Origin of the sequence: Rubellimicrobium arenae, from assembly GCF_017916275.1 — a bacterium.
Taxonomy (GTDB): Bacteria; Pseudomonadota; Alphaproteobacteria; order Rhodobacterales; family Rhodobacteraceae; genus Rubellimicrobium; species Rubellimicrobium arenae.
On the sequence record NZ_JAFMST010000008.1, the window covers coordinates 178745 to 201413 of the forward strand.

The following is a 22669-nucleotide window of genomic DNA, read 5'->3' on the forward strand; positions in this document are numbered from 1 at the left end:
CCCCCGCTATGGTCCCGCGCGAACAAGGGACCACCTCCATGCGCCTCACCACCGAAGAAGCCTTCGTCAAAGTCCTCCAGGCCCACGGCATCCGCGACGCCTTCGGCATCATCGGCTCGGCCTTCATGCCGATCTCGGACCTGTTTCCCAAGGCGGGCATCCGCTTCTGGGACTGCGCCCACGAGGGCTCGGGCGGGATGATGGCCGACGGCTACACCCGCGCCTCCGGCCGGATGAGCCTGATGATCGCCCAGAACGGCCCCGGCATCACCAACCTCGTGACCGCGGTCAAGACCGCCTACTGGAACCACACGCCGCTCCTCGTGGTGACGCCGCAGGCCGCGAACCGCACCATCGGCCAGGGCGGCTTCCAGGAGGTGGAGCAGATGGCCCTCTTCAAGGACATGGTCGCCTACCAGGAGGAGGTGCGCGACCCCGCCCGCATGGCCGAGGTGCTGAACCGCGTCATCCAGAACGCCTACCGCCTTTCCGCCCCCGCCCAGATCAACGTCCCGCGCGACTTCTTCACCCGCGAGATCGACGTGGACCTCCCCGCGATCCTCGAATTCGAGCGTCCCGCCGGCGGCGCCCAGGCCCTGGACGAGGCCGCCCGCCTGCTGGCGAACGCCAAGCGCCCCGTGATCCTGAACGGCGCGGGCGTGGTCCTGGCCGGCGCCATCCCCGCCACCGCCCGCCTCGCGGAACGCCTGTCAGCCCCCGTCTGCGTGGGCTACCAGCACAACGACGCCTTCCCCGGCTCGCACCCCCTTTTCGCGGGTCCCTTGGGCTACAACGGCTCCAAGGCCGCCATGGAGCTGATTGCCGAGGCCGACGTGGTCCTCGCCCTCGGCACTCGGCTCAACCCGTTCTCGACGCTGCCGGGCTACGGCATCGACTACTGGCCCAAGGACGCGGCCATCATCCAGGTGGACATGAACCCGTCCCGGATCGGCCTCACCAAGCCGGTCAGCGTCGGCATCGTCGGCGACGCCGGGCTCGTGGCCGAGGGGCTGCTGCAACGCCTGCCCGAGCGGGAGCCCGACCGCGACCGCCTCGGCCGGATCGCGCAGGTCAAGTCCGCCTGGGCCCAGCAGCTCGCCTCCATGGACCACGAGGACGACGACCCCGGCACCACCTGGAACGCCCGCGCCCGCGCCGCCAAGCCCGACTGGATGAGCCCCCGCATGGCCTGGCGCGCGATCCAGGCGGCGCTGCCGCGCGAGGCGATCATCAGCAGCGACATCGGCAACAACTGCGCCATCGGCAACGCCTACCCCTCCTTCGAGGAAGGGCGGAAGTACCTTGCCCCCGGCCTCTTCGGCCCCTGCGGCTACGGCCTTCCCGCCATCGTCGGCGCCAAGATCGGGCAACCGGACGTGCCCGTGGTGGGCTTCGCGGGCGACGGCGCCTTCGGCATCGCGGTCAACGAGCTCACCGCCATCGGCCGCCCCGAATGGCCGGCGATCACCATGGTCGTCTTCCGCAACTACCAGTGGGGCGCGGAAAAGCGGAACTCGACGCTCTGGTACGACGACAACTTCGTCGGCACGGAACTGTCGGACCGGGTGAGCTACGCCGGCATCGCCCAGGCCTGCGGGCTCCAGGGCGTCCAGGCCCGCAGCATGGACGAGCTGACCGAGGCCCTTCGCACCGCCATCCGCGACCAGATGGAGCACGGCAAGACAACCCTCATCGAGGCCCTCATCAACCAGGAGCTGGGCGAGCCCTTCCGCCGCGACGCGATGAAGAAGCCCGTCGCCGTCGCCGGGATCGACGCCGCCGACATGGCGGTCTGAGGTGCCCATCCACCTCGGGGCCGGCGGCTGGGCCTGGATGGCCCTCCTGGTCTTTGCGGCCTCCTTCATCCGGGGCTACTCCGGCTTCGGCTTCGCCGCGCTGATCGCGGCGGGGGCGGCGCTCGTCACCGACCCGATCGAGCTCGTGCCCGTCCTTCTCCTCAGCGACATGGTCCTGACCGGGGCGCAGGTCCCGACGATCCGGGGCCACATCGCCTGGCGGCGGGTCGCGTCCCTGCTCCTCGGGGCGGCGGTCGGCGTGCCGCTCGGGCTCTGGCTCTTCGCCCGGCTTTCGCCGGACGCCGGGCGGCTGGCGGTGTCGGGATGGGTGCTGCTCATGTGCCTGGGCCTCTGGGCGGGATGGAGGCTCCACCGCCCCCCGGGCCTGGCGGCCAACGCCGGCGTGGGCGTCCTGTCCGGCCTCGCCAACGGCGCGGCCATCGGCGGCCTCCCGGTCGCGGTGTTCTTCGCCGCCCAGCCGATCCCGGCGGCCACGCTGCGGGCGACGCTGGTGACCTACTTCGCCGTGCTCGACCTTTGGACGCTGGGCCTCCTCGCCTGGGCCGGGCAGGTCACGCTCGCCGACCTCCGGCTCCTCGCCATCGGCCTGCCGCTGATGATCGCGGGCGTGCTTCTCGGCTCCCGCCGCTTCCTCGCCGCCCCGCCCGAGGAGTTCCGCCGCTTCGCCATCTGGACGCTGATGGCGCTGTCCCTGCTTGGCATGGTCCGCACCCTGCTCTAGCTCTGCCGCGATCCCCAGGACGGCCCACATGACCCTTTCCGACGACCACCCCTTCCTGTCCAAGGTCGCCCCCCATCCGCCCGAGGCCCTGCTGGCCCGCGCGCGGACCTGCGGCGCCCCCCGCGTGGCCCTTGTCAACGCGGGCGCCCCGACCCCGCTCGAAGGCCTGCGCGAGGCCCATGAGGCCGGGCTCGCCCAGCCGATCCTGGTGGGCGACCCCCTCAAGATCCATGCCGCGGCCGAACAGATCGGCTGGGACATCGCGCCGTTCCGCCTCGTGGCTGCCCCGGGCGACACCGCCGCCCCCCGCGCCGCCGCCCTGGCCGTGGCGGGCGAGGCCGACGCCATCATGAAGGGGCAGGTGCACACCTCGGCCTTCCTCAAGGGGCTCCTGCCCTCGGCCATGGGGCTGCGGGACAAGGGCGCGGTCTGCGGCCATGTGTTCCATATCACGGTCCCGAACTCGGACCGCCCGCTGCTGCTGACGGACGCCGCGCTCAACGTGGCGCCCGACGTGGCGACGCGGCAGCACTGCCTGACCCACGCCGTCCGGCTGGCCGGCCTCGTGGGCATCGACCGGCCCCATGCGGGCCTCCTCGCCCCCTCCGAGGACGTGACCGCCAGCATCCCGAGCACCGGCGACGCCGCCGTGATCGCGGCCTGGGCCAAGGGGGCGCTCCGCAACGCGGTGGTCGAAGGCCCCCTCGCGCTCGACCTGATCCTGTCCCGCGCGGCGGCCGAGGTGAAGGGCGTGGCCTCGCAGGTCGCGGGGCGGGCCGACATCATCGTGGTGCCCGACCTCGGCACCGGCAACGCCCTGTTCAAGATGATGGCGCTGGGCATGGGAGCCTGCGCCGCCGGGATCGTGATGGGGGCCAGGGTGCCCATCCTGCTCACCTCCCGCAGCCAGGAGGCTCCGGCCCGCATCGCCTCGGCGGCCCTGGGGGCCATCCTCGCCGCCGAAACACGCGACCGCCGAAGGGTCGCTGCATGATCCTCGTCGTCAACGCCGGCTCCTCCTCGGTCAAGGTCGTCCTGTTCGACATGGAGCTGCGCGAGGTGCTCCAGGGCGCCGTCACCGAGATCGGCGCCCTGGGCCAGCTCACGCTCGGCCCCTGGCGGCAGCCCGTGCAGGCCGCCGACCACGCCGCCGCGCTGTCCCTGCTCCTCGCGGTGCTCCGGGCGCAGGATCACCCGCCCGAGGGCCTGCGCGCCGCCGCCCACCGCATCGTGCATGGCGGCGCGGCCCTGACCGCGCCCTGCCGCCTCGACGCCGCGACCCTCGCCGCCATCGAGGCCTGCGTACCCCTGGCGCCCCTCCACAACCCGGGCAACCTCGCGGGGATCCGGGCGCTCCAGGCCCTCGCCCCGGACCTGCCCCAGTTCGCGAGCTTCGACACCGCCTTCCACGCCACCGTGCCGGAGGTCGAATCGACCTACGCCCTTCCCGCCGATCTCCGGGCGGAGGGGCTGCGGCGCTACGGCTTCCACGGGCTCAGCTACTCCTCCCTGGCGTCGTCCCTGGCCGAACAGGGGCAGCTGCCCCGTCGCCTGCTCGCCTTCCACCTGGGCAACGGCGCGTCGGCCTGCGCCATTCTGGACGGGCGGTCCGTGGCGACGACCATGGGCTATTCCCCTCTCGACGGCCTCGTGATGGGCACGCGCACGGGCAGCATCGATGGCATGGCGGTGCTCGCGATCGCGCGCCGCAACGGGATCGAGGCCGCGGAACGCCTGCTGAACCGCGACAGCGGCCTCCGGGCGCTGGCCGGAACCTCGGACATGCGGGCGCTGCTGGCGCGCGACGACGCCGAGGCCCGCTTCGCGGTGGACCACTTCTGCCATTGGGCGATCCGGCATGGCGGCGCTCTGGCCGCGGCGATGGGCGGGGTGGACGACCTGGCCTTCACCGGCGGCATCGGGGAGAACGCCACCCCGGTCCGCGACCGCATCCGCGACGGCCTGGCCTTCCTGTCGCCGGCCCGCGTCCATGTCGTCCCCGCCCAGGAGGAACGCCGGATCGCCGCGGACGCCCTGCCGCTTCTCGGGCCGTGACGCTTTCCTTCGCCGGGTCGGCGCGCTAACTCGACGGCGCCATGGACCTCCGCACCCTTTACGAGAGCCGCGCCCGCGACGGGCGCCTCAAGGCCGATCCCGCGCAGCAGGACCTCCTTCCCCGGCTGGAGCGCCTGCGGGCGGAGATGCTCGACCCGCCCCGCCGCGGCCTTTTCCGCAAGCCGCAGCCGGTGCAGGGGCTCTACCTCTGGGGCGGCGTCGGGCGGGGCAAGTCCATGCTGATGGACCTGGTCCTCGACAGCCTGGACGGGGCGGTCCCCGTCTGCCGCCAGCACTTCCACGCCTTCATGCAATGGGTCCAGGCCGCGCTGAACCGCGCCCGCGCCACGGGGACGGACGACGCCATCCTCCCCGTCGCCGACGAGATCGCGGGCGAGGCGCGCCTCCTCGCCTTGGACGAGATGCAGGTGACGGACATCGCCGACGCGATGATCCTGGGCCGCCTGTTCCAGCGGCTCTGGGCGCAGGGGGTGACGCTGCTCACCACCTCGAACCGCCCCCCCGCCGACCTTTACAAGGACGGCCTCAACCGCGCGCTCTTCCTGCCGTTCATCGCCATGATCGAGCAGAACTGCGAGGTGGTCGAGCTCGCCTCGCCCACCGACCATCGCCAAGGCCGCCTCACGGGGTCCCAACGGTACTTCTGCCCGGTCGACGCCCAGGCCCGCGCCGCGATGAACGCGCTCTGGACCGACCTGTCCGAGGGACGCTCCCAGCCCGCCGCCCTGCGCGTCTACGGGCGCGAGGTCGAGATCCCGGCCTTCCACAACGGCTGCGCGCGGGCGACCTTCTACGACCTCTGCGGACGCCCCCTCGGGCCGGCCGACTACCTCGCGCTCGCCGCCGCCGTGCGCGTCCTCCTCATCGACGAGATTCCCCGGCTCTCGGCGTCGAACTTCAACCAGGCGCGGCGCTTCGTGACCCTGGTGGACGCGCTCTACGAAGGCCGGGTGACGCTCTTCGCCTCCGCGGCGGCGGCGCCGGACAAGCTTTACGTCGAGGGCGAGGGCAGCTTCGAATTCGCACGCACCGCGAGCCGCCTCATGGAGATGCAGGCCGCGGACTGGGGCCGGGGGGTGGCGGACGCCTCCGCGCCCGCAGTATAGAAGGACCGCCAACGCCAAGGAGCCCTCCCCCATGCAGAACGCCGAGATCGCCGAGCGCCGCAAGACCGCCATCGCGCGGGGCGTGGGCATGCAGACCCAGATCTACGTCGAGCGCGCCGAGAACAGCGAGGTCTGGGACGTCGAGGGCAACCGCTATATCGACTTCGCCGCCGGCATCGCCGTGGTGAACACCGGCCACCGCCACCCCAAGGTCATGGCCGCCGTCCAGAAGCAGCTCGACAGCTTCACCCACACCTGCCACCAGGTCCTCCCCTACGAGAACTACATCCGCCTGGGCGAACGCCTGAACGCCCTCGTGCCCGGCGACTTCGAGAAGCGGACCCTGTTCGTCACGACCGGCGCCGAGGCGGTGGAGAACGCCGTCAAGATCGCCCGCTTCGCGACGGGGCGGAACGCCGTGATCGCCTTCGGCGGCGCCTTCCACGGGCGCACCTTCATGGGCATGACGCTCACCGGCAAGGTCCAGCCCTACAAGGCGGGCTTCGGCGCGATGATGCCGGACGTCTTCCACGTCCCGTTCCCCATCGGGCTCCACGGCATCTCGACCGATGACGCGATGGCGGGCATCCAGAAGCTGTTCAAGGCCGACCTCGACCCCTCGCGCGTGGCCTGCATCATCCTGGAACCCGTGCAGGGCGAAGGCGGCTTCTACCCCGCGCCCGCCGAGCTGATGCGCGCCCTGCGCCAACTCTGCGACGACCACGGCATCGTGCTCATCGCCGACGAGGTGCAGACCGGCTTCGCCCGCACCGGCAAGCTCTTCGCCATGGAGCATTACGACGTGGCCCCCGATCTCGTCTGCATGGCCAAGGGCCTGGGCGGCGGGCTGCCCATCGCCGCCGTGACCGGCAAGGCCAGCATCGTCGACGCGGCCAACCCCGGGGGCCTCGGCGGCACCTACGGCGGCAACCCCCTGGGCATCGCGGCGGCCCACGCCGTCCTCGACGTCATCGAGGAGGAGGACCTGTGCAACCGCGCCAACGTCCTGGGCTCGCGGCTGCGCCAGCACCTCGAATCGCTCCGCGACCGCGTGCCCGAGATCGCCGAGATCCGCGGCCCGGGCTTCATGGTCGCCGTGGAGTTCAACCTGCCCGGCACCCACACCCCCGACGCCGACTTCACCAACCGCGTGAAGGCCGAGGCGCAGAAGCGCGGCCTCATCCTCCTCACCTGCGGCGTCTACGGCAACGTGGTGCGCTTCCTCGCCCCCATCACCATCCCCGACGACGTCTTTGCCGAGGCGATGGCCATCCTCGAGGACTCGGTGCTCGCGGCCCGCGCCGCCTGAGGCGGTCGGCCCCGGGACTCCGATCGGGGTCCCGGGGCCTCCTCCCCTCACCAGGTCGCGCCGCGTCCCGGGCGTCGCGCCAGCCGCGTGGCGACCGCGGCCAGCCGGAACGCGACCGGCCCCACCCCCAGCGACAGCACGAAGGCCACCGGCCAGGCCAGGACAAAGCGGGCCAGCCACTCCGCCACCCAGCCGGGCTGGAACCGCAGGGGGATCGCCGTGAAGATCCCGGTCATCAGAAAGGCCATCATGCAGGAAATGAACACCTGCGCGGTGATGATCGTGGCCTTGGATTGGGTCATCTCGTCTCCTTTCAGGAGGACGGGCGACCAAGGGACGCGCGATCCCACGGCCCCCGTCCGTTCGGGGTCCGCCGTGGGTTCGTCGATGCGACTAACTCCCGCGATCTGCGCGGGGGCCGGGCTAACCTGACCGGCCTGACGTTTTTCGGCCCGGGGCACCTAGCCGGGCCCGGCGCCCGGCACAAGCCCCATCCCCCTTGGCGGGGCGTTGCGCGCCGGCGGACCGACCGCGCGGTGCCGTCACCCTTCGTCAACCTCCCGCCGCCATCCTGCCCCGCATCCGGAGCGCGTCGCCCCGCCGGACCCGCCCCTGGAACGGGCGGCCCGCCGGGGCTGATGTCGGTCGCGCTCCCCTACCGGCCGCCCTGGACGACGGCGGCCCGGCGGGATCCAAGGTCGGTCCAGGCCCGGGGCTCCTGCGGGAGAAAGGCTCCACGGGCACCAGCTCTTTGAGGGACGCGCGAGCCCCGTCCCCCTGGGAGATTCGGCCTTCGCGGGCCGGGTCGCTGCCACCTAGCCGCCGCGCGTCGAGACCGCGCCCCCCGCGCCGTGGACTGGCAGCCCGGCGCGGCCTCGGAGGCCGTCCCCCTGGCCGGGGAAACGCTCCGTCGTTCCTACTGATCCCGCCGCCGCTTGCTCAGCAGCGCCGGACCCGCGCAGGCCGGATCGGTCGGCGCGGTGGTCTGGGCGATGAAGGGCTTCTGCGGCTCCACGCCCGATTCCTCGATCCAGACGCCGTCCAGGCAGAAGTCCTGCGCGTAGTTGCCGGCGTTGAAGCCGAACTCCCCCTCGTCGCAGTCCGCCGCCGTGCCGTCCGCGTTCCAGCCCTGGTCGAAGGGGCCCGGGATCTCGCTGTTGGTCGGGAACTGCATGAGCCTGGGCCAGTAGCGCAGGTACCAGGTGTCGTTCTCCCCCCGCGAGCCCATGTCCCAGGTGCCGATCAGGTTGCCATCCTTGAAGCCCGCGATGCGGAAGCGCGTCACCTCGGCCTCGGTGATGACGTCGGCCTGGGCCAGCGAATCGGGATACTCCATCGACCCGGTCATGGTGTAGCCGTCCGACCCCGCCCAGCAGAAATGGACCAGGGCGGCCTGCGAGGGTTGCGCCCAAAGGGCGATCAGGAGCGTGGCGCGGATCATGCGCCCTGTCGTAGCACGTGCCCCGCCAGATACAGCGACCCGCAGATCAGGATTCGGTGAGCCCCCATCCCCGTCGCCGCCGCGATCGCCTCGCGCACGCCGTCGGCGACGTCGGCCTGCAACCCGGCGTCCTGCGCGTGCCGGGCGGTCTCCTCGGCCGGAAGGGTGTTGGCCTCGCCCGGGATCGACACGGCCCAAAGCCGCTCGGCCACGCCCGCCAGCGGCCGCATGAAGCCCGCCACGTCCTTGGTGTTGAGCATCCCGCACACGAGATGCGTCCGCGCCGCCGGCATGGCCCGCAGCGTCGCCGCGATCGCCTCGCCCGCCGCCGGGTTGTGCCCGCCGTCGAGCCACAGCTCCCCCGGGGCGGCCATCTCGGCCAGCATCCCGCGCAGCCGCTGCATCCGCGCCGGCCACTCGGCCCGGGTCACGCCCGCCTCGCAGGCCTCGTCGTCCAGCCCCAGCTCCCGCATCGCCGCCAGCGCGGCCCCCGCGTTGACGATCTGGTGCGGCCCCGGCAGGTTCGGCAGCGGCAGGTCCAACAGGCCCCGCTCGTCGCGGTAGATCAGCCGCCCGCCTTCGACATCCGCGTGCCACTGCTGCCCATGGGCCAGCACCGGCGCCCCCAGACGCGCGGCCCGGTCCTCGATGACCTCCAGCGCCTCGGGGTGCTGGCGGGCCACGACGACCGGCACGCCGCGTTTGATGATGCCCGCCTTCTCGCCCGCGATCTTGGCCAGCGTGTCGCCCAGATACTGCTGGTGATCGAGGTCGACGGGCGTGATCACCGTCAGGCGGGGCCTGTCCACGACGTTGGTCGCGTCCAGCCGCCCGCCCAGCCCCACCTCCAGCAGCGTCCAGTCCGCCGGCGTGTCCGCGAAGGCCACGAACGCCGCGGCGGTGGTGATCTCGAAGAAGGTGATCGGGTCCTCGCCGTTGGCCGCCATGCAGCGGTCCAGCACCGCCATCAGGTGATCCTCGGAGATCAACTCGCCGGCCAGCCGGATGCGCTCGTGAAACCGCGCCAGATGCGGCGAGGTGTAGGCGTGGACGGTGCCGCCCGCCGCCTCCAGCCCCGCCCGGATCATCGCCTGCGTCGAGCCCTTGCCGTTGGTGCCCGCGACGTGGATCACCGGCGGCAGCCGCCGCTCCGGATGGCCCAGCGCGGCGCAAAGCCGCTCCACCCGCGCCAGCGTCAGGTCGATGATCTTGGGATGGAGCCGGGTCATCCGCTCCAGGAGGATGTCGGACCCCTGCGGCGCGCTCATTCGGCGGCGGCGGCCGGCGCGTCGTCGACCGGCTCGGACTGGGCCGGGGCGGGCAGGTCGGCCATCACGGCCGGCGGCTCGCGCAGGAGCATCCGCAGGATGCAGACGATCTCGTCCTTGAGCTTGCCGCGCGGCGTCACCCGGTCCAGCATCCCGTGGTCGAGCAGGTATTCGGCCCGCTGGAACCCTTCGGGCAGCTTCTCGCGGATCGTCTGCTCGATGACGCGGGGACCGGCAAAGCAGATCAGCGCCCCCGGCTCGGCGATCTGCACGTCGCCCAGCATGGCATAGGAGGCCGTGACGCCCCCGGTCGTCGGATGCGTCAGCACCACGACGTAGGGAAGCCCCGCCTCCTTGAGCATCTGCACCGCCACGGTCGTGCGGGGCATCTGCATCAGCGACAGGATCCCTTCCTGCATCCGCGCGCCCCCGGCGGCGGCGAACAGCACCAGCGGCCGCTTCAGCTCCACGGCTCGTTCGGCGGCGGCGATGATGGCGTTGCCGACATACATCCCCATGGAGCCCGCCATGTAGGAGAAGTCCTGCGCCACGGCGACAATCGGGGTCCGCCCGACCTCGCCCTCGGCCACCAGCATGGCCTCCTTCTCGCCGGTGGTCCGGCGCGCCTCCTTGATGCGGTCCGCGTATTTCTTCTGGTCGCGGAACTGCAGCGGGTCCTGGATCGGCTCGGGCACCTTCACCTCGGTGAAGATGCCGCCGTCGAAGAAGTGGCGGAACCGCTCGCGCGGCTTGATGGCCATGTGGTGCCCGCAGTTGGGGCAGACGTTCTGGTTCTCGGCCAGCTCGCGGTGGAACAGCATCTGCCCGCACTCGTCGCACTTGGTCCAGAGATTCTCCGGCACCTCGCGCCGCGAGAAGATCGAGTTGATCCGCGGGCGGACGTAGTTCGAGATCCAGTTCATGCGCGCGCCCTCCGAGGCTTTGACGGGGGGAAATAAGCCGCGGAACCCCTGAATGCAATCGGCGTGGGGCCAGGGCCCATCCCCGGGCGGGGGACGCCGCTGAAACTTCCGGCGCCGCCGCTCCGTGTCTCCCGGTGCCGCAACCCGGAGGAGCCGCCATGGCCGACACCGCCCCAAGGGGTCCGCTCGTCTACCGCCAGCGACTCGCGACCCGGCTGACCCATTGGGCCTGGGCCTTGTCGCTGTTCGTGCTGCTGCTGACGGGCCTGCAGATCTTCAACGCCCACCCGGGGCTGTATCTGGGCGACCAGTCCGGCTTCGAGTTCAACAACGCCGTCCTGGCTCTCAGCGCCCGCGACACGCCCGAAGGCCTGCGGGGCGTCACCTGGGTCCTGGGGCACGAGTTCGACACCACCGGCCTTCTGGGCGCCTCGGGCGGGGAGATGCGGGGCTTTCCGTCCTGGGCCACGATCCCGAGCTACCACGACCTCGCCACCGGGCGGGTGATCCACTTCTTCTTCGCCTGGCTGCTGACCGGGACGCTGCTCCTGTGGCTGCTGGCAAGCCTCCTGAACGGCCACTGGCGCGAGCTGATCCCGACGGGGCGCGACCTGCGCGCCCTGCCCGCGGACGTCGCCGATCACCTGCGGCTCCGGCTGCATCACCGCCGCCGCTACAACGTGCTGCAGAAGCTGAGCTACGCGGGCGTGCTGTTCGTCCTCCTGCCCGGGATGATCGTCACCGGCCTTTGCATGTCGCCGTCCTTCAACGCCGCCGCGCCCTGGCTTCTGGACCTGCTGGGCGGACGGCAGACGGCGCGGACGCTGCATTTCCTCGGCATGTCGCTCCTTGTGCTGTTCTTCGTCGTCCACCTGCTGATGGTCGTCCTCGCCGGTCCGCTGAACGAGCTTCGCTCCATCCTGACCGGGTGGTACCGCCTGAGCCCCGGGGAGTCCTCCGATGCCCGCTGACCCGACCCGCCGCCGCCTCCTGCTGGCCGCCCCCGCCCTCCTGCTGTCCGGCTGCAAGGTCTTCGACGGGATGACCGGTGACAGCCCGGCCCGCAACCTCCTCGAGGGCGCCAACGCCCTGACCCACGCGACGCAGAAGTTCGTGGCGCGCGACGCCCTCGCGCCGGAATACAGCCGCGCCGACATCCGCCAGGGGATGCGCCCCAACGGCGTCACCGCGCCGCAGGACAGCGATTACCAGGCGCTGGCCGCCAGCGGCTGGGCGGATTGGCGGCTGGCCGTGACCGGCGCGGTGGAGCGGCCCCTGTCCTTGTCCCTGGCCCAGCTCATGGCCATGCCGCCGCGCACCCAGATCACACGGCACGATTGCGTCGAGGGCTGGTCCTGCATCGCCGAATGGACGGGGGTCCAGCTGTCCCGCGTGCTCGCCGAGGCGCGGCCCCTGCCCCAGGCCCGCTTCCTCTACGTCCGGTCCATGGACACCATCGAACGGGGCCTCGCCGGCGGGATCCGGTATTGGGAAAGCCTCGACCTGCGGGACGCCCTGCACCCGCAGACGATCCTGGCCTACGGCATGAACGGGAGCCCCCTGCCCGTGGCCAACGGCGCGCCCCTGCGCCTGCGGGTCGAACGGCAGCTCGGCTACAAGATGGCCAAGTACCTCCATGCCATCGAAGTCGTCCCCGCCCTGGCCGACAAGGGCGGCTACTGGGAGGAACGGGGCTACGACTGGTACGCGGGCATCTAGACACCCGGCCCCGGCTGCGCGACGCTTCCCCGAACCGCAGAGGGACGATCCCATGACGATCAATACCCGCTTCGACAAGTCCCGGCTCCCGAGCCGCCATGTCACCGAAGGCCCCGCCCGCGCGCCCCATCGCAGCTACTTCTACGCCATGGGCATCACCGAGGAGGAGATCCACCAGCCCTGGGTCGGCGTCGCCACCTGCTGGAACGAGGCCGCGCCCTGCAACATCGCCCTGAACCGGCAGGCGCAGGTCGTGAAGCACGGCGTCAAGAAGGGCGGCGGCACGCCCCGCGAGTTCACGACCATCACCGTCACCGACGGCGTCGCCATGGGCCACGAGGGGATGCGCTCCTCCCTCGCCTCCCGCGAGGCCATCGCCGACACCGTCGAGCTCACCATGCGCGGCCATTGCTACGACGCGATCGTGGGCCTTGCGGGCTGCGACAAGTCGCTGCCGGGGATGATGATGGCCATGGTGCGGCTCAACGTGCCCTCCGTGTTCATCTACGGCGGCTCGATCCTTCCGGGCCGCCTCAATGGCCAGGACGTGACGGTCCAGGACGTCTTCGAGGCCGTGGGCAAGCACCAGGCCGGCGTCATGTCCGACGCCGAGCTCGAGATCCTCGAACGCGTGGCCTGCCCCTCCTCCGGGGCCTGCGGCGCGCAGTACACCGCCAACACCATGGCCTGCGTCTCCGAGGCGATCGGGCTGGCGCTGCTCAACTCCTCCTCGGCGCCCGCCCCCTACGAGAGCCGCGACCAGTTCTGCGAAGCCTCGGGCGTCGCGGTCATGAACCTCATCGAGAAGAACATCCGCGCCCGCGACATCGTCACCCGCAAGTCGCTCGAGAACGCCGCCCGCGTGGTGGCCTGCACGGGCGGGTCGACCAACGGCGCGCTGCACCTGCCCGCCATCGCCCACGAGGCCGGGATCGAGTTCGACCTCTTCGACGTGGCCGACATCATGCGCGACACGCCCTACTTCGTGGACCTGCGCCCGGGCGGCAAGTACGTCGCCAAGGACCTGCACGAGGTCGGCGGCGTGCCCGTGGTCCTCAAGGAACTCCAGAAGATCGGCCTCCTGCACGAGGACTGCGTCACCGCCTCGGGCCGCACGCTCGGCGAGGAGCTCGACGACATCCGGGCCGAGGCCGACGGCCGCGTGATCCACCCCGCCGCCACGCCGCTCACCCGCACCGGCGGCGTCGTCGGCCTGCGCGGCAACCTCGCCCCCGACGGCGCCATCGTGAAGGTCGCCGGCATGACCGAGGCCGAGCAGGTCTTCACCGGCCCGGCCCGCGTCTTCGACTGCGAGGAGGACGCCTTCGCCGCCGTGAAGGCCCGCGCCTACCAGGAGGGCGAGGTCCTCGTCATCCGCAACGAAGGTCCCGCGGGCGGCCCCGGCATGCGCGAGATGCTGGCCACCACCGCCGCCCTCTCGGGCCAGGGCATGGGCAAGAAGGTCGCGCTGATCACCGACGGGCGCTTCTCGGGCGCGACGCGGGGCTTCTGCGTGGGCCATGTCGGCCCCGAGGCCGCGCATGGCGGCCCGATCGCGCTGCTGCGGAACGGGGACGTCATCACGATCAACGCCCTGACCGGCGAGATCTCCGTCGCGCTGTCGGACGAGGAACTCGGACAACGCCGCGTCGAATGGGCCGGCCCGCGCGTGACGCAGTACACCTCGGGCGCACTGTGGAAGTTCGCCAGGCTGGTGGGCAGCGCCCGGCACGGGGCCGTGACGCATCCCGGCGCGCAGGCCGAAAGCCACGTCTACATGGACCAGTGACCGCGCGGACCGGCCGCTGCGGCGCGGCCGGTCTCCGTCTGACGCGGCGTCCTGCGTGATCCGTTCGATCGCTCGGGGCATGATCGGGCCATGAGACCCTTTCCCCGGCTCCTGTCCCCTGTCCAGATCGGCGCGGTCCGGCTGCCCAACCGGGTCCTGATGGGGTCCATGCACACGGGGCTCGAGGAACGGGGCGACTGGGACCGTGTCGCGGCCTTCTATGCCGCCCGCGCCTCGGCGGGGCTCATCGTCACGGGCGGAATGGCCCCGAACCGCGAAGGCGGCGTGTTCCCCGGCGCGGCGGGCCTGTTCAGCGACGAGGACATCGCCAACCACCGTCGCGTGACCGATGCCGTGCACGCGGCGGGCGGAAGGATCGCCATGCAGATCCTCCATGCCGGGCGCTACGCCTACGGACCGGACTGCGTGGCCCCTTCGGCCCTGAGATCCCCGATCAGCCCCTTCGCCCCGAAGGAGCTGGACGCCGCAGGCATCGATGCGCAGGCCGCGGCCTTCGCCGTCGCGGCGCGGCGGGCGGTCCTTGCCGGCTACGACGGCGTCGAGGTGATGGGGTCCGAGGGCTACTTCCTCAACCAGTTCCTCGCTGTCCGCACCAACCGCCGCCGCGATGCCTGGGGCGGCTCGCCCGAGGCGCGCCGGCGCCTGCCCCTGGACGTGGTCCGCCGGGTCCGCGCCGCCCTCGGCCCCGACCGGGCGCTCATCTACCGGATCTCGCTCATCGACCTCGTGGAGGGCGGGCAAAGCTGGGACGACGTGGCCGCGCTCGCCCGCGAGGTGCAGGAGGCGGGGGCGGACGCCCTCAACTCGGGGATCGGCTGGCACGAGGCGCGGGTGCCCACCATCGCCACCTCCGTGCCGCGCGCCGCCTGGGCCTGGCTCACGGCCCGGCTCCGGCGCGAGGTCTCGATCCCGGTGATCGCGTCGAACCGCATCAACGCGCCCGAAACCGCCGAGGACCTCCTGGCTCGCGGGGACGCCGACCTCGTGAGCCTCGCGCGCCCGTTCCTGGCGGACCCCGACTTCGTCGCCAAGGCCGCCCGGGGCCGCGCGCGGGAGATCGCGCCTTGCATCGCCTGCAACCAGGCCTGCCTCGACCACACCTTCTCGGGCCGGGTCGCGACCTGCCTGGTCAACCCCCGCGCCGCCCACGAGACCGAGTTGGCCATCGTCCCGGCCCCCCGGCCCAAGCGGATCGCCGTCGTCGGGGCCGGGCCCGCCGGGCTCTCGGCCGCGCTCACCGCCGCCGAGCGGGGCCATGACGTGACCCTCTTCGAGCGGGAGGCCGCGATTGGCGGCCAGCTCAACCTCGCCCGCGCCGTTCCCGGCAAGGAGGAGTTCAGCCCTCTCGTCCACTGGTTCGAGACGATGTTGGAGATCCGTCGGATCGACCTACGTCTTGGGCGGGCGGCGACCGCGGCGGACCTCGCATCCTACGACGAGGTGGTCGTCGCCACTGGCGTCCGGCCGCGCGATCCGCGGATTCCGGGGCAGGACCTGCCCCATGTGGCGACCTATGCCGACATCCTGACGGGCCGCGTGGTGGCCGGCCCCCGCGTGGCCGTGATCGGAGCGGGCGGGATCGGCTTCGACCTGTCCGAATTCCTCGTGAGCGGCGGGCCACCGCCCCCGGACCTGGCCGGCTGGACCGCCGAATGGGGCGTGGGCGACCCGGCGCTGTCGCCCGGTGGCCTGGCCCCCGGCGGGCCTGCGCCCCACCCTCCCCTGCGGGAGGTGACGCTGCTCCAGCGCAGGGGCGGGACGCCGGGGCGCAATCTCGGGCGCACGACGGGCTGGATCCACCGCGCCTCGCTCAGGATGAAGGGGGTGAGGATGCTGGGCGGCGTCAGCTACGAGCGGATCGTTCCCGAAGGGCTCTGGGTGCGGCTGGGCGACGCGGGCGAGGCGCAGCTCATCCCGGCCGAAACGATCGTGCTGTGCGCGGGCCAGGAATGCGAGCGGACGCTGGCCGACGAGCTGATCGCGCGGGGTCGGCCGGTCCATGTGATCGGCGGGGCGGAGCTGGCGGCCGAGCTCGATGCGAGACGCGCCATCGACCAGGGCACGCGTCTGGCCGCCATGCTCTGAGCCGTTCCAGACCGCCGAACAATACCTCACCAATTCCCTGATTTGTCAGGTGCCGGCCTCAATTGTGCCGGAATTGGAGACAAGAAAGCGGCCAAAGGGACAGATGAGGAAACGACATGGACCGCCTGACCGAAATGGAGGCCTTTGCCACAGTGGTGGACCAAGGAGGCTTCACGGATGCCGCCAAGAAGATGGGCATCTCGAAGTCCGCTGTCTCGAAGCATGTATCCGCTCTCGAGGCGCGGCTCGGCGCGCGGCTCCTGAACCGCACCACCCGGCGCGTGTCGCCGACCGAGATCGGCCTCGCCTACTACGACCGCGCACGCCGCGTGCTCAATGACGCGGGCGAGGCCGATGCCCTCGTGACCTCCATGCAGACCGCCCCGTCGGGGCTGCTGCGGATCTCGGTCGCGACCGACTTCGGCGTCAACCTGCTGAGCCCCGTCCTGGGCGAGTTCCTCCAGGAGTTTCCCGGCATCACCGTCAACATGGTGCTGAACAACCGCTACGTGGAGCTCATCTCCGAAGGCTTCGACATGGCGATCCGCATCGGGGAGCTCGAGGACTCGACGCTCCGCGCCCGCAAGATCGCCGAAACGACCAAGAAGATGATCGCGTCGCCCGCCTATTTCTCCCAGTATGGGCGCCCCAAGTCGATCGACGACCTGAACGAGCACAAGCTCCTGCATTATTCCAACCAGGCCAATTCCGCCGTGTGGAAGATCACCGCTCCGTCCGGCGAGAAGCGGCAGGTCCGGACGGCCGGCTGGCTCACCGTGAATGACGGCCAGTCCCTGCTGAACGCCTGCGTGTCGGGCCTGGGCATCGCCTACCTTCCCTCCTTCCTCTACTCCGAGGCGATGGAGAAGGGCCTCGTCGAGGAAGCGATCCCCGGCCTGCCCCACGAGGTGCAGGGCATCTACGCCGTCTATCCCCCCGGGCGCTTCACCCAGCCCAAGGTCCGCGCCTTCATCGACTTCCTGGTCGACGCGTTCGAGAACAAGGGCCCGGACGCCTGGTGAGGGAACGGGGCGCGGGAGGCGGGCCATGGGTCCGCCGCCCGCTCCATCAGGGAAGCACGACGGCCTCGACGCGCCGGTTCGCCTCCCGCCCCTCGGGGGTGAGATTGCTGGCCCGGGGGGCGAGCCAGCCCATCCCCTGCGCCGAAAGCTGGCCGCGGTCGACCCCCTGCGACGACACCAGGCGGTCGGCCACCGCCTGCGCCCTTTGCCGCGACAGCGCGATGTTGGCCTCGAGCGATCCTTGCGCATCCGTATGCCCGACCAGCGCCACGCGCCGGCTCGGGTTGGTCCGCAGATAGGCCGCGAGAGCCCCCAGCACGGCATCGCCGCCCGGGGCCAGACGCGACGAGCCCGTCGCGAAGTCGAGCCCCTCGAGCACCACCCGCCCTTCCCCTTCGAGCCGCGCGGCGAAGTCTCCGCCAGCCGCCGGGGGGGACGCCGGGACCTGGCCGGACGACGCGGGCGGACGGGCCTCCGGGTCGACCGGCAGGACGCGGATGAGCTGGACGAAGCCCATCTCGTCGCTGCGGCTGACCAGGATGCTCAGCGCCTCGCCGTCCTTCTCGGCCGACAGGTAGCGGTAATCTACCAGATCGACGAACATCGCGGGCGGGGGCAGCACCTCGATGTCGTTGCGGAAGTCAAAGCCGCCGCAGGCCTCCGCCGCGCAATCGAGGAGGGGGCGAAAGCCCTGGGCCGCGATCTGGTCGCGCAATGGCCCGAAGAGTTGCAGGGTCGTCTGTCCCGGCGAGGCCACCTGCCAGACCTGCCGCGTCACCTCCCCCTCCACGACGCGCGCCGGAAGGTAACCCTCGGCCCAGGGTCCCGTCGCGATGGCATGGCTGGCGAGGGGCTCCGCGCCCTCGAACGCCAGATGCGCCGCGGCCGGCAGGTCGAAGGTCAGCGCCGGGGCGGGCGTGCCCAGGACGGCCAGAACGACGACCCAGCGTTTCGGTGAGCTCATTCAGGAAAGAGGGTGGCGAGGCGCGTCATGGCTTCGTTGACCCGGGCGCCGTCTGTCCCCCGGATCACGATGTTGGCCCCGTAGGCGCCATTCTGCTGGAACGGATAGGAGCCCATCGCCAGGTCCGGATAGGTGGCCGCCAGATCGGCCAGCGGACCGGCGATCTCCCCCTCGCCGCGTTGGATGCGATAGCTCTGCGACAGGAGCGGCGTGCCTCCGGTCAGCCGCGGCAGCAGCCCGGCCACCATCGCCTCGAAGATGCGCGGCACGCCCGCCATGACATGGACGTTGCGGACCGAGAACCCAGGGGCGGAGCTGACCGGATTGTCGATCAGCGTCGCGCCCTCGGGGATGCGGGCCATCCGGAGCCGCGCGTCGTTCATCTCCACGCCCATGCGGTCGTAGTGGGCCTGGAGGATCGCGCGGGCGTCGTCGCGCACGTCCAAGGGCACGCCCATGGCATCGGCCACCGCATCGGCCGTGATGTCGTCGTGGGTGGGCCCGATGCCACCGCTCGTGAAGACGTGATCGTACTGGCCCGACAGCGCCTGCACGGCGGCCACGATCACGGCGTGGCGGTCCGCGACGACGCGCGCTTCCTGCAGGTCGATGCCCACGCGGGCCAACTCCTGGGCCAGGAAATGCATGTTGGAGTCGCGCGTGCGGCCCGAGAGGATCTCGTCCCCGATGACGAGGATCGCGGCCGTGGGATTCATGAAAGCCCTCGCATTGGTGCTGACGCCAAGGTATAGGCCCCGCTTCCCTTCCGATCCAGTCTCGCGTCTGGAACTCCCGGACGGGATCGCCTATTTCCCCCTAGTACACGAAAGGGCACGCAGGTGGACGAACGCAGGGGCCGGCTCACGCGCGATGGAATCCGCATCCATGAAGCGGCGGATTATGCCGGGATGCGCGCGGCGGGGCGCATCGCGGCCGAGATCCTGGACGACATCGGCCCCCACGTCTTTCCCGGCCAGACCACCGGAGAGATCGACCGCCTGATCACCGCCATGGTGGCGGCCCGGGGCGCCGTGTCGGCCACGATCGGCTACAAGGGCTACCAGCACGCGTCGTGCATCAGCGTGAACCATGTCGTCTGCCACGGGATTCCGGGGGACAAGGTGCTCAAGGATGGCGACGTCCTGAACATCGACGTCACCGTGATCCTGGACGGCTGGTACGGCGACACGAGCCGGATGTACGTGGCCGGCGCGCCCAGCCGCAAGTCCGAGCGGCTGATGCAGGTCACGCATGACGCGCTGATGCTGGGGATCGAGGCCGCCAGGCCAGGCGCCACCTTCGGCGACATCGGCCATGCGATCCAGACGCATGTCGAGGCGAACCGGATGTCGGTCGTGCGCGACTTCTGCGGCCACGGGCTGGGGCGGGTCTTCCACGCGCCGCCCAACGTCCTCCACTACGGCCGCCCCGGCACCGGGCCGCGGCTCGAAGAGGGCATGTTCTTCACCATCGAGCCCATGGTGAACCTGGGCCGCCCCGAGACCAAGGTGCTGGCCGACGACTGGACCGCCGTGACCCGCGACAAGTCGCTGTCCGCGCAGTTCGAGCATTCGGTCGGCATCACCGGGACGGGCGTGGAGATCTTCACATCCTCGCCCGGCGGAAAGTTCTTCCCGACCTGGGGCTAGTCCCGAACGGTCACGGGCTCGGGCAGCCAGTACTCCTCGAGGTTCTGTCCCTCTCCGATCCGGTCCACCACGGCAAAGAGGCCGGGCGCGTGGAGCGGCGTCAGGACCCCATGCCAGATGCCCCGGTGCAGGTTGATCCCCTGCCCCGGCGCGGTCAGGAAGGCGCGGATGCGGCCCGGGGCCGCGTCGTGTCCCTCGGCCACGATCACCAGGAACGGATGCTGGGTCATGGGCAGGAACGCCTGCGAGCCCAGCGGATGTCGTTCCACCATCTCGAGCCGGTAGGGCAGTTCGCGGGGCTGGGCGTCGAACAGGCTGATCCCGGCGCGACCTCCGTCGAAATCCAGCCGCGCCCGGTCGTGGAAACGGCCGCAGAGCCCCTGGTTGATGAGGCGGTCGGGGGCGCCGGCCACCTCCAGCAGGTCCCCGAAGGGGGCGAAGGCCGCGGCGGTCAACGGTTCGGGGCGAATCTCGGCCATCGGATCAAAGCACCAGCGCGGGATGCCGGTTCACGTCCTTGTAGAGCAGGTAGCGGAACGTGCCGTCCCCGGTGACCACGCAGGCCTGCGGGCAGAAGGCGCGCAGCCACATGAAGTCTCCGGGCCCCACATCGACCCAGTCGGTGTTGAGCAGGTAGCGCGCGGTCCCTTCGAGGACGTAGAGCCCATGCTCCATGACATGGGTCTCGGCAAAGGGGATGCGCCCCCCGGCCCGGAAGGTCACGATGTTGACGTGCATGTCGTGGCGCAGGTCCTCTGGGTCCGCGAAGCGCGTCGTGCCCCAAAGGTCCGTGTTCGGCATCCAGCGGATCGGCGTGTCCTGGTCCGAGGTCACGAAGGCCTCGGGCGCCGGGACGCCCTGGGCAGGGATGTAGCGGCGGCGGATCCAATGGAAGCGCAGGAGCGACGTGGCCCGCAGGCTCCAGGCCTGACCGGCGGGAAGATAGGCGTACCCCCCCGGCCCGAGGTCATGGTCCGAGCCATCGACCCGCAGCCGGCCCATGCCCTCGGCGATCAGGATCACGCCCTCGGCGCCCGCGTCGGGCTCGGGCGCGTCGCTGCCGCCGCCGGGTTCGACCTCCATGGCGTATTGCGCGAAGGTTTCGGCAAAGCCCGAGAGCGGGCGCGCGAGGATCCAGGCGCGGGTCCCGTCCCAGCCGGGGAAGTAGCTGGTGACGATGTCCCGTTGCACCGAAGCCGGGATGAAGGCGTAGGCCGTCGTGAACACCGCGCGATTGGCGGCCGGGTCCTGGGACTGGTCCGGCAGGCCGCCGGGTGGGAAGGCATATGTCATGGCAGGATCGCTTTCAGGCGCAGTTCGGCGATGCGTTCGACCTGGGCCAGGGCCTCGGCGAACTCGGTGGCGCGGTCATGGGTCAGGCGACGCTCGAAGGCGGCGAGGATCGACGCCTTGGTGTGGTCGCGCACCGCGATGATGAAGGGGAAGCCGAAGCGGTCGGTGTAGGCGGCATTGAGCGCCGTGAACCGTTCCCTCTCCTCGTCCGTCAGGGCGTCGAGTCCGGCGCTGGCCTGCTCGGCGGTGGAATCCGCGGTGAGGCGCCTGGCCGCGGCCAGCTTGCCGGCGAGATCCGGATGGGCGCGCAGGACACCCAGTTGCTCGTCCCGGGTGGCGGTGCGGAGGACACGGGCCAGAGCGTTGGCGAGCCCCGCAGCCGAGTCATGGCCCGCCCCCAGCTCCAGCGCCCAGGCGCGCTCGGCGACCCAGGACGAATGCTCGACGATGCCGCCAAAGCGGGCGACGAAGGCCTCGAGCGGCATCTGCGACGGGCGTTCACGCCGCTGGTGGGGATGATGCGTGGCCCAATGCGCGGCGATCTGGCCGCGGGTGGCGAACCAGGCCCCGCCCTTCTGGCCGGCATGCTCCAGGAACTGCCGAAGGCCCGACGCCTTGCCCGGACGGCCCACGAGGCGGCAGTGCAGCCCCACCGAGAACATGCGGCCCCCTTCGTCATGGAGGGTGTTGAAGGTATCGCAAAGGTAGTCGCCGAAGTCGCGGCCCGTGACCCAGCCGGGGCTGACCGCAAAGCGCATGTCGTTGGCCTCGAGCGTGTAGGGGATCACGAGCTGGTCGCGCCCGCCGATCTCCCGCCAGTAGGGCAGGTCGTCGTCGTAGGTGTCGCTGATCCAGTCGAACTGCCCGGTTTCGGCCGTCAGGCGGACGGTGTTGGCCGAGCAGCGCCCCGTGTACCAGCCGCGCGGGGCCTCGCCCACGACCTCGGTGTGCAGGCGGATCGCCTCGGCGATCTGCGCCCGCTCGACCTCCTCGGGCATGTCCTTGTGCTCGACCCATTTCAGCCCGTGCGAGGCGATCTCCCAGCCCGCCTGCTTCATGGCGGCGACCTGCTCGGGGGAGCGGGCGAGCGCGGTCGCCACGCCGTAGATCGTCACCGGCAGGTCGCAGAGCATCCGGTGGAGCCGCCAGAAGCCGGCGCGGGCGCCGTATTCGTAGATCGACTCCATGTTCCAGTGCCGCATCCCCGGCCACATCGCCGCCCCGGCGATGTCCGACAGGAAGGCCTCGGAGGCGGCGTCGCCATGGAGGACCGAGTTCTCGCCACCCTCCTCGTAGTTGAGGACGAGGCTCACGGCGACGCGCGCGCCGCCGGGCCAGTTCGCCGGCGGCGGGGCTGCTGCATAACCGCGCATGTCGCGGGGATAACGGTCGGGCATGGGCGTCTCCTGTTCACTGATGAGTAGGCCGGGGCCGGGCGGGGTTGCAAGCCGGGCGGGCCGAGCCGA

21 protein-coding genes are annotated in these 22669 nt (G+C 71.3%); 12 read left to right on the top strand and 9 right to left on the bottom strand.

Annotated elements, in window-relative coordinates:
- Positions 1-38: 38 nt before the first annotated feature.
- Genes xsc through J3P31_RS14490 form a run of 6 tightly spaced genes read left to right on the top strand, consistent with a single transcriptional unit; the run spans position 39 to position 7029 of the window.
- Entirely contained in the window at positions 39-1796 is a 1758-nt protein-coding gene (gene xsc / locus J3P31_RS14465) for a sulfoacetaldehyde acetyltransferase (protein ID WP_210529187.1), read from the top strand.
- 1 nt (position 1797) lies between these two features.
- Complete coding sequence (locus tag J3P31_RS14470) at positions 1798-2538, top strand: TSUP family transporter (protein ID WP_210529188.1); 741 nt, start codon at positions 1798-1800, stop codon at positions 2536-2538.
- 28 nt (positions 2539-2566) lie between these two features.
- The gene (locus J3P31_RS14475) at positions 2567-3532 is read left to right on the top strand and encodes a phosphate acyltransferase (protein ID WP_210529189.1); all 966 of its coding nucleotides are present in this window, start codon (positions 2567-2569) and stop codon (positions 3530-3532) included.
- A complete protein-coding gene (locus J3P31_RS14480; RefSeq protein ID WP_210529190.1) occupies positions 3529-4593 on the top strand; it encodes an acetate/propionate family kinase in 1065 nt (354 codons plus the stop codon). Before J3P31_RS14475 ends, J3P31_RS14480 begins: the two co-directional genes overlap by 4 nt.
- A gap of 41 nt (positions 4594-4634) precedes the next feature.
- Positions 4635-5720, top strand: a complete 1086-nt coding sequence (gene zapE, locus J3P31_RS14485) for a cell division protein ZapE (protein WP_210529191.1) — start codon at positions 4635-4637, stop codon at positions 5718-5720.
- A 31-nt stretch (positions 5721-5751) separates the two neighbouring features.
- Positions 5752-7029 (top strand): 4-aminobutyrate--2-oxoglutarate transaminase, encoded by a 1278-nt coding sequence (locus tag J3P31_RS14490; protein ID WP_210529192.1) that lies wholly within the window; start codon positions 5752-5754, stop codon positions 7027-7029.
- Between the two features lie 47 nt (positions 7030-7076).
- On the opposite strand, the gene J3P31_RS14495 is transcribed toward J3P31_RS14490, so the two are convergent.
- The 4 genes from J3P31_RS14495 to accD form a co-directional block, all read right to left on the bottom strand.
- The gene (locus tag J3P31_RS14495) at positions 7077-7331 is read right to left on the bottom strand and encodes a DUF2798 domain-containing protein (RefSeq protein WP_210529193.1); all 255 of its coding nucleotides are present in this window, start codon (positions 7329-7331) and stop codon (positions 7077-7079) included.
- Between the two features lie 614 nt (positions 7332-7945).
- Entirely contained in the window at positions 7946-8470 is a 525-nt protein-coding gene (locus J3P31_RS14500) for a hypothetical protein (RefSeq protein WP_210529194.1), read from the bottom strand.
- Positions 8467-9738: a bifunctional folylpolyglutamate synthase/dihydrofolate synthase gene (locus J3P31_RS14505; protein ID WP_210529195.1), complete on the bottom strand. Its 1272-nt coding sequence runs from the start codon at positions 9736-9738 to the stop codon at positions 8467-8469. Before J3P31_RS14505 ends, J3P31_RS14500 begins: the two co-directional genes overlap by 4 nt.
- Positions 9735-10661, bottom strand: coding sequence for an acetyl-CoA carboxylase, carboxyltransferase subunit beta (gene accD / locus J3P31_RS14510; RefSeq protein WP_210529196.1), 927 nt, complete (start codon positions 10659-10661; stop codon positions 9735-9737). Before accD ends, J3P31_RS14505 begins: the two co-directional genes overlap by 4 nt.
- 158 nt (positions 10662-10819) lie before the next feature.
- On the opposite strand from accD, the gene J3P31_RS14515 reads away from it, so the two are divergent.
- The 5 genes from J3P31_RS14515 to J3P31_RS14535 all read left to right on the top strand — a co-directional run bounded on the left by J3P31_RS14515 (position 10820) and on the right by J3P31_RS14535 (position 17297).
- Entirely contained in the window at positions 10820-11632 is an 813-nt protein-coding gene (locus J3P31_RS14515; RefSeq protein WP_210529197.1) for a cytochrome b/b6 domain-containing protein, read from the top strand.
- Positions 11622-12380: a molybdopterin-dependent oxidoreductase gene (locus J3P31_RS14520; RefSeq protein WP_210529198.1), complete on the top strand. Its 759-nt coding sequence runs from the start codon at positions 11622-11624 to the stop codon at positions 12378-12380. The genes J3P31_RS14515 and J3P31_RS14520 overlap by 11 nt, the downstream gene beginning before the upstream one ends.
- 52 nt (positions 12381-12432) lie before the next feature.
- On the top strand, positions 12433-14169 hold the full coding sequence (gene ilvD / locus J3P31_RS14525) for a dihydroxy-acid dehydratase (protein ID WP_210529199.1): 1737 nt from the start codon (positions 12433-12435) through the stop codon (positions 14167-14169).
- Between the two features lie 90 nt (positions 14170-14259).
- Entirely contained in the window at positions 14260-16275 is a 2016-nt protein-coding gene (locus J3P31_RS14530) for an NADPH-dependent 2,4-dienoyl-CoA reductase (RefSeq protein WP_210529200.1), read from the top strand.
- 116 nt (positions 16276-16391) lie between these two features.
- Positions 16392-17297, top strand: coding sequence for a LysR family transcriptional regulator (locus J3P31_RS14535; protein WP_210529201.1), 906 nt, complete (start codon positions 16392-16394; stop codon positions 17295-17297).
- A 46-nt stretch (positions 17298-17343) separates the two neighbouring features.
- Here the strand turns inward: J3P31_RS14535 and J3P31_RS14540 are convergent, their stop codons facing one another.
- Entirely contained in the window at positions 17344-18261 is a 918-nt protein-coding gene (locus J3P31_RS14540) for an OmpA family protein (RefSeq protein WP_246849522.1), read from the bottom strand.
- Positions 18258-18977: a competence/damage-inducible protein A gene (locus tag J3P31_RS14545; protein ID WP_210529202.1), complete on the bottom strand. Its 720-nt coding sequence runs from the start codon at positions 18975-18977 to the stop codon at positions 18258-18260. Before J3P31_RS14545 ends, J3P31_RS14540 begins: the two co-directional genes overlap by 4 nt.
- A gap of 123 nt (positions 18978-19100) precedes the next feature.
- On the opposite strand from J3P31_RS14545, the gene map reads away from it, so the two are divergent.
- The gene (gene map, locus J3P31_RS14550) at positions 19101-19910 is read left to right on the top strand and encodes a type I methionyl aminopeptidase (RefSeq protein ID WP_210529203.1); all 810 of its coding nucleotides are present in this window, start codon (positions 19101-19103) and stop codon (positions 19908-19910) included.
- On the opposite strand, the gene J3P31_RS14555 is transcribed toward map, so the two are convergent.
- From J3P31_RS14555 to puuE, 3 genes are read right to left on the bottom strand one after another with little or no spacing between them, the layout of a single operon-like run.
- A complete protein-coding gene (locus J3P31_RS14555) occupies positions 19907-20389 on the bottom strand; it encodes an ureidoglycolate lyase (RefSeq protein ID WP_210529204.1) in 483 nt (160 codons plus the stop codon). The two genes, map and J3P31_RS14555, sit on opposite strands and share 4 nt — an antisense overlap.
- Before the next feature lie 4 nt (positions 20390-20393).
- On the bottom strand, positions 20394-21203 hold the full coding sequence (locus J3P31_RS14560; protein ID WP_210529205.1) for a bifunctional allantoicase/(S)-ureidoglycine aminohydrolase: 810 nt from the start codon (positions 21201-21203) through the stop codon (positions 20394-20396).
- On the bottom strand, positions 21200-22600 hold the full coding sequence (puuE, locus tag J3P31_RS14565) for an allantoinase PuuE (protein ID WP_210529206.1): 1401 nt from the start codon (positions 22598-22600) through the stop codon (positions 21200-21202). Before puuE ends, J3P31_RS14560 begins: the two co-directional genes overlap by 4 nt.
- Between the last annotated feature and the right edge of the window lie 69 nt (positions 22601-22669).